20 protein-coding genes are annotated in these 12,917 nt (G+C 59.8%); 8 read left to right on the forward strand and 12 right to left on the reverse strand.

All coding sequences use genetic code 11. From position 1 onward, the window contains the following. The first annotated feature begins 11 nt into the window (after positions 1 to 11). Complete coding sequence (locus ACR0JR_RS21345; protein ID WP_480458054.1) at positions 12 to 1,190, forward strand: acyl-CoA dehydrogenase family protein; 1,179 nt, start codon at positions 12 to 14, stop codon at positions 1,188 to 1,190. Positions 1,191 to 1,523: 333 nt separating this feature from the next. On the opposite strand, the gene ACR0JR_RS21350 is transcribed toward ACR0JR_RS21345, so the two are convergent. Continuing rightward, positions 1,524 to 1,979, reverse strand: coding sequence for a MerR family transcriptional regulator (locus ACR0JR_RS21350; protein ID WP_480458056.1), 456 nt, complete (start codon positions 1,977 to 1,979; stop codon positions 1,524 to 1,526). A 71-nt stretch (positions 1,980 to 2,050) separates the two neighbouring features. Between ACR0JR_RS21350 and ACR0JR_RS21355 the strand changes: the two genes are divergently transcribed. Together ACR0JR_RS21355 and ACR0JR_RS21360 are read left to right on the forward strand one after the other, a co-directional pair. After that, complete coding sequence (locus ACR0JR_RS21355) at positions 2,051 to 2,986, forward strand: cation diffusion facilitator family transporter (RefSeq protein ID WP_170394733.1); 936 nt, start codon at positions 2,051 to 2,053, stop codon at positions 2,984 to 2,986. Further along, a complete protein-coding gene (locus ACR0JR_RS21360; RefSeq protein WP_217354369.1) occupies positions 2,983 to 3,576 on the forward strand; it encodes a methyltransferase family protein in 594 nt (197 codons plus the stop codon). Before ACR0JR_RS21355 ends, ACR0JR_RS21360 begins: the two co-directional genes overlap by 4 nt. On the opposite strand, the gene ACR0JR_RS21365 is transcribed toward ACR0JR_RS21360, so the two are convergent. After that, on the reverse strand, positions 3,564 to 3,914 hold the full coding sequence (locus tag ACR0JR_RS21365; RefSeq protein ID WP_170394730.1) for an ArsR/SmtB family transcription factor: 351 nt from the start codon (positions 3,912 to 3,914) through the stop codon (positions 3,564 to 3,566). The genes ACR0JR_RS21360 and ACR0JR_RS21365 overlap by 13 nt on opposite strands. A gap of 62 nt (positions 3,915 to 3,976) precedes the next feature. Between ACR0JR_RS21365 and ACR0JR_RS21370 the strand changes: the two genes are divergently transcribed. Beyond that, positions 3,977 to 4,825, forward strand: a complete 849-nt coding sequence (locus ACR0JR_RS21370) for a cation diffusion facilitator family transporter (protein ID WP_170394727.1) — start codon at positions 3,977 to 3,979, stop codon at positions 4,823 to 4,825. A gap of 12 nt (positions 4,826 to 4,837) precedes the next feature. On the opposite strand, the gene ACR0JR_RS21375 is transcribed toward ACR0JR_RS21370, so the two are convergent. From ACR0JR_RS21375 to ACR0JR_RS21405, 7 genes are read right to left on the reverse strand one after another with little or no spacing between them, the layout of a single operon-like run. Further along, positions 4,838 to 6,190: a dihydrolipoyl dehydrogenase family protein gene (locus ACR0JR_RS21375; RefSeq protein WP_480458058.1), complete on the reverse strand. Its 1,353-nt coding sequence runs from the start codon at positions 6,188 to 6,190 to the stop codon at positions 4,838 to 4,840. Positions 6,191 to 6,212: 22 nt separating this feature from the next. Next, the gene (gene merA / locus ACR0JR_RS21380) at positions 6,213 to 7,643 is read right to left on the reverse strand and encodes a mercury(II) reductase (RefSeq protein ID WP_235183683.1); all 1,431 of its coding nucleotides are present in this window, start codon (positions 7,641 to 7,643) and stop codon (positions 6,213 to 6,215) included. 1 nt (position 7,644) lies between these two features. Next, entirely contained in the window at positions 7,645 to 7,782 is a 138-nt protein-coding gene (locus ACR0JR_RS21385; RefSeq protein ID WP_153218051.1) for a hypothetical protein, read from the reverse strand. Next, positions 7,782 to 8,165, reverse strand: coding sequence for a mercury resistance system transport protein MerF (gene merF / locus ACR0JR_RS21390; RefSeq protein ID WP_037941655.1), 384 nt, complete (start codon positions 8,163 to 8,165; stop codon positions 7,782 to 7,784). The genes ACR0JR_RS21385 and merF overlap by 1 nt, the downstream gene beginning before the upstream one ends. Further along, positions 8,162 to 8,413 (reverse strand): hypothetical protein, encoded by a 252-nt coding sequence (locus ACR0JR_RS21395; RefSeq protein WP_138058777.1) that lies wholly within the window; start codon positions 8,411 to 8,413, stop codon positions 8,162 to 8,164. Before ACR0JR_RS21395 ends, merF begins: the two co-directional genes overlap by 4 nt. 10 nt (positions 8,414 to 8,423) lie before the next feature. Continuing rightward, positions 8,424 to 8,726, reverse strand: coding sequence for a heavy-metal-associated domain-containing protein (locus tag ACR0JR_RS21400; RefSeq protein ID WP_037941656.1), 303 nt, complete (start codon positions 8,724 to 8,726; stop codon positions 8,424 to 8,426). 15 nt (positions 8,727 to 8,741) lie between these two features. Beyond that, a complete protein-coding gene (locus tag ACR0JR_RS21405; RefSeq protein WP_235183693.1) occupies positions 8,742 to 9,149 on the reverse strand; it encodes a mercuric transporter MerT family protein in 408 nt (135 codons plus the stop codon). Positions 9,150 to 9,225: 76 nt separating this feature from the next. Between ACR0JR_RS21405 and ACR0JR_RS21410 the strand changes: the two genes are divergently transcribed. Then, positions 9,226 to 9,639: a MerR family transcriptional regulator gene (locus tag ACR0JR_RS21410; protein ID WP_170394715.1), complete on the forward strand. Its 414-nt coding sequence runs from the start codon at positions 9,226 to 9,228 to the stop codon at positions 9,637 to 9,639. Positions 9,640 to 9,735: 96 nt separating this feature from the next. Here ACR0JR_RS21410 and ACR0JR_RS21415 read toward each other — a convergent pair whose 3' ends face one another. Both ACR0JR_RS21415 and ACR0JR_RS21420 read right to left on the reverse strand, forming a co-directional pair. Next, on the reverse strand, positions 9,736 to 9,936 hold the full coding sequence (locus tag ACR0JR_RS21415) for a hypothetical protein (RefSeq protein WP_480458059.1): 201 nt from the start codon (positions 9,934 to 9,936) through the stop codon (positions 9,736 to 9,738). A 2-nt stretch (positions 9,937 to 9,938) separates the two neighbouring features. Beyond that, positions 9,939 to 10,151 (reverse strand): helix-turn-helix domain-containing protein, encoded by a 213-nt coding sequence (locus tag ACR0JR_RS21420; RefSeq protein ID WP_170349196.1) that lies wholly within the window; start codon positions 10,149 to 10,151, stop codon positions 9,939 to 9,941. A gap of 158 nt (positions 10,152 to 10,309) precedes the next feature. Between ACR0JR_RS21420 and ACR0JR_RS21425 the strand changes: the two genes are divergently transcribed. Continuing rightward, on the forward strand, positions 10,310 to 10,951 hold the full coding sequence (locus ACR0JR_RS21425) for a hypothetical protein (protein ID WP_480458061.1): 642 nt from the start codon (positions 10,310 to 10,312) through the stop codon (positions 10,949 to 10,951). 2 nt (positions 10,952 to 10,953) lie between these two features. Here ACR0JR_RS21425 and ACR0JR_RS21430 read toward each other — a convergent pair whose 3' ends face one another. After that, a complete protein-coding gene (locus ACR0JR_RS21430; RefSeq protein ID WP_050673817.1) occupies positions 10,954 to 11,259 on the reverse strand; it encodes a hypothetical protein in 306 nt (101 codons plus the stop codon). Between the two features lie 69 nt (positions 11,260 to 11,328). Here ACR0JR_RS21430 and ACR0JR_RS21435 point away from each other — a divergent pair, with 69 nt between their 5' ends. Both ACR0JR_RS21435 and ACR0JR_RS21440 read left to right on the forward strand, forming a co-directional pair. Then, a complete protein-coding gene (locus tag ACR0JR_RS21435) occupies positions 11,329 to 11,490 on the forward strand; it encodes an Arc domain-containing protein (RefSeq protein ID WP_088634878.1) in 162 nt (53 codons plus the stop codon). 240 nt (positions 11,491 to 11,730) lie between these two features. Next, positions 11,731 to 12,807: a tyrosine-type recombinase/integrase gene (locus ACR0JR_RS21440; protein ID WP_083498964.1), complete on the forward strand. Its 1,077-nt coding sequence runs from the start codon at positions 11,731 to 11,733 to the stop codon at positions 12,805 to 12,807. The last annotated feature ends 110 nt before the right edge of the window (positions 12,808 to 12,917 follow it).

The raw sequence follows: 12,917 nt of genomic DNA on the forward strand, positions 1-12,917 counted from the left end.
AGGACCGACCAATGTCAGACAAACTCGCCACCATACTCCAAGCCGCACGCGACCACGCCGAGCAGGTCATCCTGCCCAATGTGGACGCCTGGAACGCCGCAAAGAAGTGGCCCCGTGATGCGTCTGACAAGGCCGGGGCCGCTGGCCTGACGGGGCTCTACGCCCCCGAGGAGTTTGGTGGTCAGGGCTTGCCGCTGGCAGAGGGCATTCAGGTCTATGAACAACTGGGGCTGGGGGACGGCGCTTATGCCTTTGCCCTGTCGATGCATAACATCTGTACCTTCGCGGGCTGCGGCTATGGCACAGATACCTTCAAGGAAAAATGGGCGCGGGATCTGACGTCGGGCCGCAAGCTGGCGAACTTTGCACTGACCGAACCGCAATCGGGGTCGGACGCAACAAACATGTATTCGCGGGCCGTGATCAATGATGACGGCACTTGGACGATCAGCGGTGCGAAGGCATGGGTCAGCTTGGCGGGTGAGGCTGATATCTATTTCACCGTGGTTAAAACCAGTGACGCACCCGGCCACAAGGATATGGCGATGATCGCCATCCCGGCCGACACCCCGGGCCTCAGCTTTGGTCCGCTCTACGATACCCCATCCTACACCTTCCTGCCTCTGGCCGAGATGTACATGGACAAGGTGGTGGTGAGTGAAGACAACATCATCCTGCCCATTGGTCAGGGCCTGCAAGGTTCACTCATGGCGATCGACATCGCCCGCGTCTCAATCGCGTCAGGATGCTGTGGATTGATGCAAGCTGCATTGGATACGGCGCTGTCCTATTCCAAGAACCGCAAGATGTTTGGCGGCAAGAACCTCGATCTGGACGGGATCCAGTGGATGCTGGGCGAAGTCGCGACCGATCTTGAAGCCTCCAAGCTGCTTTATCGAAAGGCGGCAGAATCCCTTGGCACGCCCGAAGGCCCACTGATGGCCGCTCATGCCAAACGGTTTGTGCCAGATGCCGCAGTGAAGGCTGCGAACACCTGCACGCAAGTGTTGGGCGGCATGGGGCTATTGCAGCCTTATGGACTGGATCGTTTGTCCCGTCTTGCACAAATGCTGCGGATCGTGGACGGGACAACCGAAATCAGCCGTGTAGTTATCGGGCGGGCCCTGCAAAAACGAGCGGCGACCTTGCCTGATCTGCCAGTACCGAAAGGTTTTGGTGAAACCGGCTGAACGTCCCAACCCGCCGAAGAAGCGGAACCGACCGGAAAATCTCTTCTGAAATCGGTAAAATCGAAAGACCGGCCGCGCAAATGTGGCCGGTTTCTCTATTGCAGACCTTGGTGCAAGCGCGCGAGGTCAGTGGAGACTATGCGCGCGTTCTGGAGTTCCTGGACGACATGAGGAAATGATAGCCGTCCTCACGTAGAGAAAGCTGCCGTTCAATAAAGCTGCAGCGAAGGTCGCCAACGCGGGACAAAGCGTGCATTCGCTGCGGCTGCGCCAACGGCGGCTTTCGGTCCTTCGACGAAACCGTCGATGTTGTCACAAGCAACTGAATTTCGCCTAGCGTCCGGATAAGTCTGCGCTACCGTCCGGCAGATCATGCGCACCGATACAGAGCCGGTGATCCCCCAGAACCTCGATGACGCGACACTCTCCGACGTGGCCTGGATCGTCCGCACTGGCCATCCGCACCAGTTCTTCCCGAAGCTGCGCGAGAATGGTCATGCGCCGGTCCACCGCCGCGAGCTGCTTGCGTGCGATCTCATGGGCAGGTGCGCAATCCTCTGACGGGGCTTCTGCCAAGGCCATCAGATCGGCGATGTCATCGAGCCCGAAGCCCAGTTCCCGCGCGTGACGGAGGAAAGCGAGGCGTTCGAACGCCGCTGCATCATAGCGCCTCTGCCCGCCTGTCGTCCGCGCCGGTGCCGGTATCAGGCCCCGGCTTTCGTAGTAGCGGATCGTCGTCACCTTCACACCCGTCCGGCGCGACATCTGCCCGATGGAATATTCTTTCATGTCGCCTCTTGAACCTCCAGTCGCTGTAGATCGTATCTACACTGAAGTGATACGAATCGAAAGGAGCTACTATGGGGCACGGCCATCATCATCACGTCGATCCGGAAGCGGGCGACCGCCGGGTCTTCGCCGCCATCGCAGTCAATATGGGCCTGACGGTTGCTCAGATCGTCGGCGGCATCGTTTCCGGTTCGCTGGCGCTGATCGCCGATGCGCTGCACAACTTTTCCGATGCAATCTCGCTCATCATCGCTTTCGCCGCCCGGAAAATCGCGCGGCGACCTCGCGATGCCGACATGACGTTCGGCTACGGTCGGGTCGAGGTCGTGGCCGCGCTCATCAACTACACCACGCTGATCGTGATCGGCCTCTACCTGCTCTACGAAGCCGCAATGCGCTTTGCCGATCCGCAGCCGGTCGAGGGCTGGCTGATCGTCATCATCGCCGGAATTGCGCTTATCGTGGACGCCGTGACGGCTGCGCTGACCTACGCCATGTCCAAATCCAGTGTGAACATCCGCGCGGCGTTCCTGCACAACGTCGCCGACGCGCTCGGCTCCGTCGCGGTGATTGTCGCTGGCACGCTGATCCTGCTTTACGACTGGCGGCTGATCGACCCGCTCGTGACGGTGCTGATCGCAGGCTACATACTTTGGCAGTCGTTCCGGGAAATTGGCCCGGTGATCCGTATCCTGATGCTCGGCTCACCACCGGAAATCGAGACGCAAGCGGTGCTGGAGACCGTGCGCGGAACCGACGGGGTGACCGGCATCCACCACGCGCATTTCTGGCAGATGGACGAACACCGAGCGGCCCTCGACGCACATATCGTAATAACCGAGGGCCGTTGGTCCGACGCAGACGCGGTGAAGGAGCGGATCAAAACAGCGCTGGCAGACCGCTTCGACATCGAGCACACAACGCTGGAGCTGGAATGCGCGCGCCACGCCTGCGACGACCCGTCCGAGTTCGGCGGGCGCGGGCATGGCGAGGAGCGGCACGGATGACCGACTTTGCTTCCGTGGCGCTGACCGTCGCGCTTGTCTGTGAAACAGTTCTTATTGCGATGCTGCTTTGGTCGATCCTTGTCCCATCCCGCCGTCTCTGGCCCCCGCAACGGGTGAACTGGCTCAGCCAACTCATGGTCTGGCTCCCGACCCTCGCGGTCTTCAGTAGCGCGATCCTTGTGGGCTCCGCCGGATGGAATGCTCTGGATTGGCCGCTCTGGCTTCGTTGGAGCGTAGGCCTGCCGCTGATCATGGCGGGCAATGCCGTGGTCTGGCCTGCTGCCTTGGGCATCGGCCTCGACGCGACCAGCGGCGCGGAAGCCGAGCTGAAAACCGATGGTTTCTATCGTTGGTCGCGCAACCCGCAATACGTGGCAGACATGGGCATCCTGGTCGGATGGGCAATCCTGTCCGCCAATCCCGCTGCGTTGATCATCGCGACGGGCGGTGTGGTCGCCTTTGCTCTCGCCCCTTTTGCCGAAGAGCCATGGCTGGAAGAGATCTATGGCGCGCCCTACCGCACGTATCGGAAACGGACGCCGCGGTTTTTCGGGTTTCCAAGCCGACAGAACGCTGACTACTCTGTGTAGCGTTCGCAGTCGCCGAGCCCGGTCGCGGTTGAGGCAAGGAGCCGATCCGCGGCACGGATCAGCTCGGCAACCCGCCTGTCCGCCAGGCGATACCGGACAAATCGACCTTCGCTGCGGCGGCTGACCAGCCCGCAATGCAGAAGGCAGCGCAGATGGTTCGAGACATTGGGTTGCCCCAACCCAGTATGAGCGACAATCTCCTGAACGCTGCGTTCGCCCGCCACCAGCGCATCGAGGATCGCCAGACGGCTGGGATCGCCGAGGCCCCGAAAGAGCTTTGCCCGCAGTTCTAGGGCGTCGGGTGCCAAAAGATCGTCTTGAACGTCTTGCGTCGTCATATCATTATCCACTGATACGTTAGCGGCGGCACTTTTGCCCGCCACTTTGAAGAGGATCGCACATGAACCAGGCCGAGAACAGCACGTTGCCGACGGCCTCCACGCCGATCCGAATGCGGGTGCAGGGCATGGACTGCGCCAAGGACGCGGCCGAGATCGAGCGCGCGGCCCGGTCTGCGGGCGTGGCCGAAGGCGATGTGAAGGTGTCTGCCGCAACCCACGTCATGACATTACGGATCGCGGAGGGTGACTTGTCGAAGGTGCGGCCCGCGCTCGATGCGACCGGCTACGGCTTTGAGAAGATCGAGGACGGCGATACATCCTCCGATCCGGCCTACAAGGACCCGAGTTATCGCCGCGCCCTCTGGATCGTGGTCCTGCTCAATCTCGGCTACGGCGTGGTCGAGATGTTCGGCGGGTTCCTGTCCGGGTCGCAGGCTTTGAAGGCGGACGCGCTCGATTTCCTCGGCGACGGCGCGATCACGTTTCTGGGCCTGCTCGCCATCGGTTGGAGCCTGACATGGCGTGCGCGGTCAGCGATGATCCAGGGCGTGTTTCTGGGGCTTCTGGGCCTCGGCGTCGTCGGCAGCACGCTCTGGCGTGTCCTCAACCAAACGACACCCGAAGCCGGGTTGATGGGAGCCTTCGCGGTGGGTGCGCTGATCGTGAACGTCCTCGCGGTCCTGCCGCTGCTGAAGCACCGCAAGGGCGATGCCAACATGCGGGCCGTCTGGCTGTTTTCGCGCAACGACGCCATCGGCAACCTTGCCGTGGTCATCGCGGCCGGGCTGGTCGCATGGCTTGGCAGCGCCTGGCCCGACCTGATCGTCGCGTTCGCCATCGCAGGGCTGTTCCTGCATTCGTCGTGGATGATCATCCGCGACGCGCGGAATGATCTGAAGGACGAGTAGGGGGCGCTTGCGTTAAAGAAGTGACCCCAAGTCCGATCCGACACTTGGATAGGCCGCCGTCATCGACTGAAGCTGCTTGGCCGTCAGGCCCAGCTTGATCGCCAACCCGAAGAAATTGATCAGCTCGCCGTATTCCGGGCCGAACAGGTGCGCGCCGAGAATCTTGCCATTCGACCTATCGACGAGGATCTTCGCGGCGGCGGAGGTTTCGCCGATCCGATAGTTCGAATACCAACCGCCAGTGTCGGTGAACCGGACATCTATGTCATGCCCGGCGTCCCTTGCCTCGTCTTCCAACATGCCGACACGCGCCACTTCCGGAACGGTGAAGACGGCCGTCGGAATACCGGCATAATCCGGTGCGGTTTGCGCGTCTTTGAGCATGTTGGAGGCCGCGACCTTCCCTTCGATCACTGCGACCGGCGTCAGCGGCATGCCATCGGTGTCGGCGGAATCTCCTGCGGCATAGACCGCGCTGTTTGTCGTGCTTTGCAGATGGGGGGCTACAACGATGCCCTTGTCACTGTAGTCAACACCAGCCGCCTCAAGATTCAGGTCGGCCAGGGCTGCAACCCGGCCCGCGCCATGCACGACCAAATCGGTTTCGATTGTCCGGGTCTGATCGCCCGACGCAACCTCGACAGTGAATGCTCCACTGGTTTCCGCGACCGAGACGATTTCGGTCTCGCGCATCAGGTCCACGCCGATACCGGCGCCGCGCTCGATCAGCATTTCGACCAGATCGGGATCGAAGCCGCGTAAGGGCCGGGCGCCACGATCCACGATGATCGGGTTGGCTCCGGCCCGTGCGGCGATATGCGCAAACTCGAAGGACACGAAGCCGCCGCCGATAAAAAGAACCCGTTTGGGAAGGGCCTCCAGGTTGAGGAAATCCGTGCTGTCGATCACGAGATCGGCCCCTGTGAAGCTCAGCGGCCTGGGCATGGCACCGGCGGCCACGAGGAACCGTTCCGACTGATATGCCGTTCCATCGACCTCCAGCGTGTTGTCTCCCGTGAAGCGGGCAGCTCCATGCAGGGTTTCGACGCCGTTGCCCGACAGGCCCTTTTCCATCTTGTCCGGCACGGGATCGGTGAAGCCACGCTTGTGTGCCATCAGATCGGCCCAGTTGATCGACAGATCACCGGGATCGATCCCCTTGCCCTGCATGAGCCGTGCCGCGTCCATGATTTCCGCACCGCGCCGCAGGATTTTCTTTGGATCGCAGCCGCGCAATGCGCAGGTGCCGCCGTAGGGCAGCGCATCGACAATGGCCACACGCCATCCTGCTGCGCCACACTTGTTCGCCGCGGCCACGCCTGCCATGCCAGCCCCTATGACGATCAGGTCGTAGTCTTCGCTCATTCTCCGGTCCTTGTCCTGATCTTCATCCGGCGCAGCAGCTCAACTTTGCCACGTCCATATCGAAGGTTTGCGCCGCCAGCTTCAACCCTTCTACCGTTGTCAGATAGGGGAAGACCGTCTCGCCAAGTGCCTTGGTGGTCATGCCGAACTTCAGCGCCATAACGAGGGTCTGGATCGTATCGGACCCCTCGGGCGCGATGATCTGGCCGCCAAGCAGTCGGTCGGACTTTCTGTCCGCCACCAGCTTGATCAATCCGCGCGTGTCGCGTGCGGCCAGCGCGCGCGGCACCTGATCGAGCGGCACGATGGACGTCTTTACGTCGAAGCCCGCGTCCCGAGCCTGGGCTTCACCGAGACCGACGCCCGCAACTTGAGGGTCGGAAAACACCACCCAGGGCATCGCGGCGTTGTCGTAGCGATGGTCTTCGCCGAGAACCGCGTTTTTGGCGGCGAGCTTTGCACCGTAGGCCGCCATATAGACAAACTGGTCACGGTCGGTCACATCGCCCGCCGCATAGATGCCTCGCACCGATGTCTGCATGTCCTCGCCGACGACGATGGACCCACGCGCGTCTGTTTTAACGCCGATTGCGTCCAGGCCCATATCTTCGGTATTGGCCCGCCTGCCAGCGGTCGAAACGAGGTGATCCGCTGTCACTTCGACAGGCTTTCCGTTCTGGATCACGCGTAGCGTCACGCCTGCGTCGTCGCGGCGCACAGTGTCGTAGCTTAACCCGGTCAGAAGGGTGATGCCTTCGGCCTCGAACGCCGCCGCCAATGCCTCCGAGACCTCTGGTTCCGCGCCGGGCAACAGATGCGAACGGGCGACAAGCGTGACCTTCACGCCCATGCGGCTCATCATCTGGGCCAGTTCCGCGCCGATGTAACCCGCGCCGATGAAGATCAGGCTTTTCGGCAGTACTTCGAGCTCCAGAAGACTGGTGCTGTCGAGCGCGCCGATTTCCTCGATGCCGTCGATGGTCGGCAGGACGGGACGCCCGCCCGTGGCGATGATGGTCCTCGGTGCTTTCAGGGTTCGCTCACCGACTGTCACGCCACATTCGATCAGCCGTGCGGGACCGGCGTCGATGTAATCGACACCCTCATATTCCGGCAGAAGGTCTGCGTATTTCTTCTGGCGCAGGGTCTCGACCAGATCGTCCTTGGACTGAACGAGCGTCTGCCAGTCATCGACTTGCGCGTGGCCTGATAGACCGGGGAACCGTTTGGCAGCTCCCGCACCGTGCACGGCCTCTGCCGCGCGGATCATCGCCTTGGACGGCACGCATCCCACGTTGACGCAGGTTCCGCCGATGGTGCCATGTCCCACGAGAGCGACGCGCTTTCCGGCATCCGCGCCGGTAATTGCGGCGGAGAAACCCGCCGACCCCGCCCCGAGGACGATCAGGTCATAGCCGCCCTGTCCATCGTCGTTTTTGTTCAGGTCTTTCATCTCAGCGCGCCTCACCATACTCGGGGTTGTTCGATTTGGCAGCGAACAGATAAATGACCGCGCCGATTGCGATCAGCGGTGTGAGCATGCCGAGAAGACCGAAGAACATACCGGTGGCGGTGCAACATCCCATCATCATTAGAGCGTTCCTTTCTTTTGCGCACGGTTCAGCAGAACCGCGTAGAGTGCTGTGGCGGCGAAAACGCCGATTGTGATCCGTATTGCGAACCTGAATTCGAGAAGAATGATCAGGATCGACAGGGCCACCGCGAGGCCGGTGGCCCAAAGTTTCGGGGCCGGTCCCGGTTTGCCAGCGCGCAGCCAAAAGGCCTGTGCCACCACGGCGAGGCTGAAAAACAGCAGCGGGAACAGGGCGTAATCGAGCCAACCCGATAGGGCCGACAATCCGACGCCAGCGATGATGACGACCAGAAACGGCGTAAAGCAGCAGAGCGCGGCGAACAGCGCACCGCCAAGCCCCCATTTCAGCAGTCGGTCGGGATTTTCTGGTGTGTCAGTCAATGGGCCGTCTTTCTTCGTGATGGTTCGGTGCTGGAGGCCCGTTTCATGTGTGAACGACGCAGTGCGCGGAGGATCAGGTAGGTCAGACCCGCCAAAACCAGCATGGCAATGCCACTCATTCCAGAGAGCCAAGCCCCAACGCCGCCGAACAACGCTGCAAGCACGGCAGTTCCGCCGCCGCAGCAGACCACCACGACCGGAGCTGCTATTCCGAAGGCCAGCAGGCCACCCATCAGATTGTCACGCATTGCAGGCGGCTCAGGAGGCTGTGTCGGGCAGCACCTGCGCCGGATAGCCATTGGCTGTCACCGCGCCAATGATGCTTTCGATTGAAGTCTCGGCGTCATCGTAGGTCACGCTGTAAACACCCTGTCCGTATTCGGGGCCGTCCTCGAATGCGGCGATCTCGACCGACGGAACACCGCGCATCGAGCTGGCGACGATGAATGAACAGGACGGGCATGTCAGTTCACTGACGGCGATCTCGACCTCGCGCTCTTCAGCGAGGACCGGAGTCGAGAGTGCGGCGATGGTCAGGGCGGATAGTAGAAGATGCTTCATGGTCTTGGTCCTCGTTCAGAATTTCAGGATGAAGGGGGTGATGTAGGGAAAGATCATGGCGACAGCGACAATCGCGGAAGCGGCCCAGAGGGTTGCGCGCATAATGCGGCGGTCGATGGGGCGGGCGCAGGTGCCATCGGCACAGGCCTCGGCATCTACAGGCTTGTAAGCCTTGTAGAAGCCGTATCCCAAAAACGCGGCGCTCAGCGCGAAGGTGTACCATTTGTAGGCATAGAGCGCTCCGAGCTGCGCGATGAACACGCCTGTCACGCCAAAACTGACCAGCACCAATGGAAGGATGCAGCAAGAAGTCATCGCCAGCGCACCGAGGACGCCGAGGCCGGTCACGCCCCATCCCTTGGTGGTTTCGTCGCCAATTTTCTGCGACCGAGATTGCGGAAGTTCCGCCAAATTTTGTTCCATCGAATCTTCCTTGAACAGATGTTTCCACCGTTCTAAGGTCTGTAGTTGATACAGGCTCAAGGGGTTTTTTTGCGAAATGAGTAACACAAGCGTGAGATCAATTCGGCGGGGTGATTTGGCACGAGCAACGGGCTGCAATCTTGAAACCATCCGCTATTACGAAAAGATCGGCATCATGCCGGACCCGCCGCGCAGCACGAAAGGCTATCGCAGCTACGATAACGCCCATGTCAGACGGCTGAAATTCGTCATGCGGTCCCGAGATCTCGGTTTTTCTCTCGAAGAGGTTCGCGGGCTGCTCGGGCTGGTCGATGAGCAATCCCGGACCTGCGCCGAGGTTCAGATCATCGCGGAAGATCATCTGACTGACGTTCGAGCCAAGATCGCGGACCTGCAGCGCATCGAGCATGTCTTGTCGGACACAGTTGCGCGATGCACCGGCGATGCTGTCCCAGAATGTGCGGTGATCGACGCGTTACTTGATGCGTGAGCAGATCAGCATTTGATTTGCGACCGCTGCGGCCCGAAAATGAAGCCGCCATTGGCCGCAACGCAGAAAATCGGAAAGATGGGCTCAAACCGGCCGTTAGCTGCGTTTTCCACCAATGTCTGGTTCAGTGGAAAGCTCTGAGTTGTGTTGCGCTATAGGCTCGCCGTCATTGTGCAACGCAGCCTGCGTCTCGCCGTTGTCCCAGCGATACAGAAGGCCGATTTGTTCACCTGTTTTGATGCATGAAATACGGCCGATGGCTTCGGCCGTTGAGCGAACACTCGTAATTTCGGGCAATATCAGCCCCTCTTGTTTAATAACTCTTGTGGGTCGATTTCGAGAGCAAGTGCGATCCGCTCCAGAACATCGATTGATGCTGAATTTTTGGCGAGTTCGATCTCGCTGATATAGCTGCGATCTACATCCGCAGCCAAAGCTAGCTGTTCTTGGCTCAATCCTCTGGAACTTCTTAGATTCCGGACATTTAACCCTACTCGTTCCCGTAATTTCATGGCCTCTATTCGGCCAGATCACAAGAACCGCTCTACGGAATATATTCCACAAAGCGCGCGCGAACATCATAAACACTATGCTCGCATATGGTGTGGAGATTGAGATTGGAGCTAGTGTATCAATAATGCAGTAATGTAGTCAGAAGGCATTTATTGATATGTGGTGCAGACTTATCAGAAATTTGAGCGCCGGAGCTGTCGTGGCTCTTCTTTCAACCGTGGCCCCGCAGGCGGCAAAGGCCTATCAGGTCGATTGCGCCATTCTGCTTTGCCTGGCCGGTGGTTGGCCCGCGTCAGCAGAATGTGCCCACGCCCGAGCAGTGTTTATCCGCCGGATCACGCCCTGGCCGATTGAGCCGCCGTTGCAAATCTGGCGCTGCCCGATGGGGGTTTCTGAGCGCGCGCCGTTGCAAAGTATTGCCCCTAAAGTCTGGGAGGCCAGCAACCAATCAAGTCAGACGCTTGGCCAAGTCATCCTGGCTCAGGTGGTCGAAGGCAGTGCCGATATCGACATCAGCGGTCTGGAATTCGATTTCGTGCGCTCGATCCGTGTCTGGGATGTTCGACACTACAGTCATCGTGAACGTGGTCGCGATGATGATTGTTCTGAGAGCTACAACATGCGCCTCGGGACCTATGGCACGCAGGGCGAATTCGGCTGGCACCGCACGACACCAGCCGCCGCCCCGCAATGGGTACTGCCGTCGCGGCGCTGTTCGTCATCGAGTTGGCGGCGTGGCGTCGGTGTTGAATGGGAAGATCACGAGGGCAACCACGGATATGAGTGGGTGGCCTACTAGGGTTATTCGCCGATGTCTTTCATGCGTTCCGCGATATCGCCCGCAATGCGTTCATATAGCGCGGCTTGTTTGTCCCTTGGCGTCCCAGGCTTTGGGTTTCTTCGACGGATGCGTTTGGCGAGCCAGAACAGCATACGGGCCGCTGGATCGGATGTCGCATCCGGTTCTGCGGCCGGATACTTCTCCTCTAGGGCGACGACGATTTCCTGAGACAGGCTGCGCCGGTTCAGTGTGGCATGCGTTTCCAGACGCTTCTTGAGCGCGGCAGGAAGCAAGAGTTTGAATTGGACCAAGGCTTCTTCTTTCATGATTGCATGATGGACAATATTTGTCCTCAATGGTATGGACATTTTATGTCCTTTTGTTGAGGTGTAAATATGAAGACAACCCAGTTCAAACTTAACCTTCCAGCGGACGTGAAAGCCTGGCTCGAAGAGGAGGCTGTGCGCAACTTACGCTCACAGGGCGCTCAGGTGGTGTCTTGTTTGCGGGCAGCCATGTCGCGGCAAGAAGCCGTGGGTGAGAGGGCTGAAAAATGAGCCCAAGCCATATTCAGCTGATTCCGACCCCAGAGCTTGCGCTTCTCTTCGGCTACAGTGAGCCGAGCGCGTCCTTCTATGACTTCTGCCGTAGGACGGGTATCGCTCCGGTGCCAGGGCGGCGCGGGTGGTATGACCCGAAACTCATTCGCGCGCGATTGGATGCTGTTCAGGGCATCAGCGCGGCAGAACGCGAGGCCACTTCGCAACCGAGCCTCGTTGCACAGCGGAGAGCGCGCCGTGCCCAGAAGTAACCTTCCCAAGGGCGTCCACCGTGTCCGGCGCAAAGTTGTGTCTGGTGTTCGCTACCATTTCTATGCCTGGCGGGGCGGCCCCAAATTTTGGGAGGGGACGGACCCGAACCCCAAAGAGCCCGAATTCTTCCATGCGTTTTCGCAGTGCGGTACGCCCGTGAGCCCGGCTGAATATCTGACGACTCACTTGGTCGACGATTTTCTGTCCAGTGCGTCCTTGCCCAAGGCTGAGCGTTCAAAGGCTGATATCCGCAAATGGCTGGAACTGTTCCGCGAGGAGTTCGGTGCGGATCCTGTCGCGATGTTCGAAGAGCGCGCCTCAAGGGGCGAGGTTAACAATTGGCGCAAGAAGTGGCTTCATTCGCCCAAGCAGCACGATATGGCAGGCACCCATGCGACGCGCGTCCTCAATTGGGCGGTGGAAGAGGGGAAGCTGAAAGAGCACCACTGCCACAAGCTCAAGAAACTCTACCAATCGAACCGCACAGAAATTATCTGGACGAGCGGCGATATCGCTCAGTTCAATAAGCACGCACCGAAATGGGTGCAGAGGATCCTGACCGCCGGATGCGAAACCGGTTTGCGAGCGGCCGATCTGGTTCAGGTCAAAATGGACCAATTCGAAGACACGCCGCACGGCAAGCGCCTTCGTTTCAGGACCAGTAAGCGCGGCCAGATCGCATATATCCCTGCCACATCGGCACTTGAGAAATTGATCGCAGAGACGCCGGAAGGCCAAGAGGTGTTGCTGGTGTCAGAGCTTGGCAGGCCTTTGACGGCCCGTTGGGCATCGAACCAGATCACCAAGTGGCGGCGCGAAGCTCAGATCCCCCCTTGGATCGACGGCAGGGAGAAGACTCTGTCTGATACACGCGGGACGGCGGCGACAAGATTGCTGAATGCCGATCTGTCTTTGCGCCAGATTGCGGTGCTGATGGGGTGGTCGGTTCGCTACGCGGCGCAGGTAATCGAGCATTATGCGCAGGTTAGCCCGGACGAAAGCGATGCGGTTTTGCGCAAGCTCAATCGAGCAAAATCACTGTCTCAAGACACAAAAATGTAAACGCCCCTGTAAACGCGGGGCCTCAAACACGGCAAGGAGTGATGTAAGTGATTGTTTTTAAATGGAGGCGAGTACCGGAATCGAACCGGTGTACACGGATTTGCAATCCG

The sequence above is a fragment of the Ruegeria sp. AA3 genome, assembly GCF_056542905.1.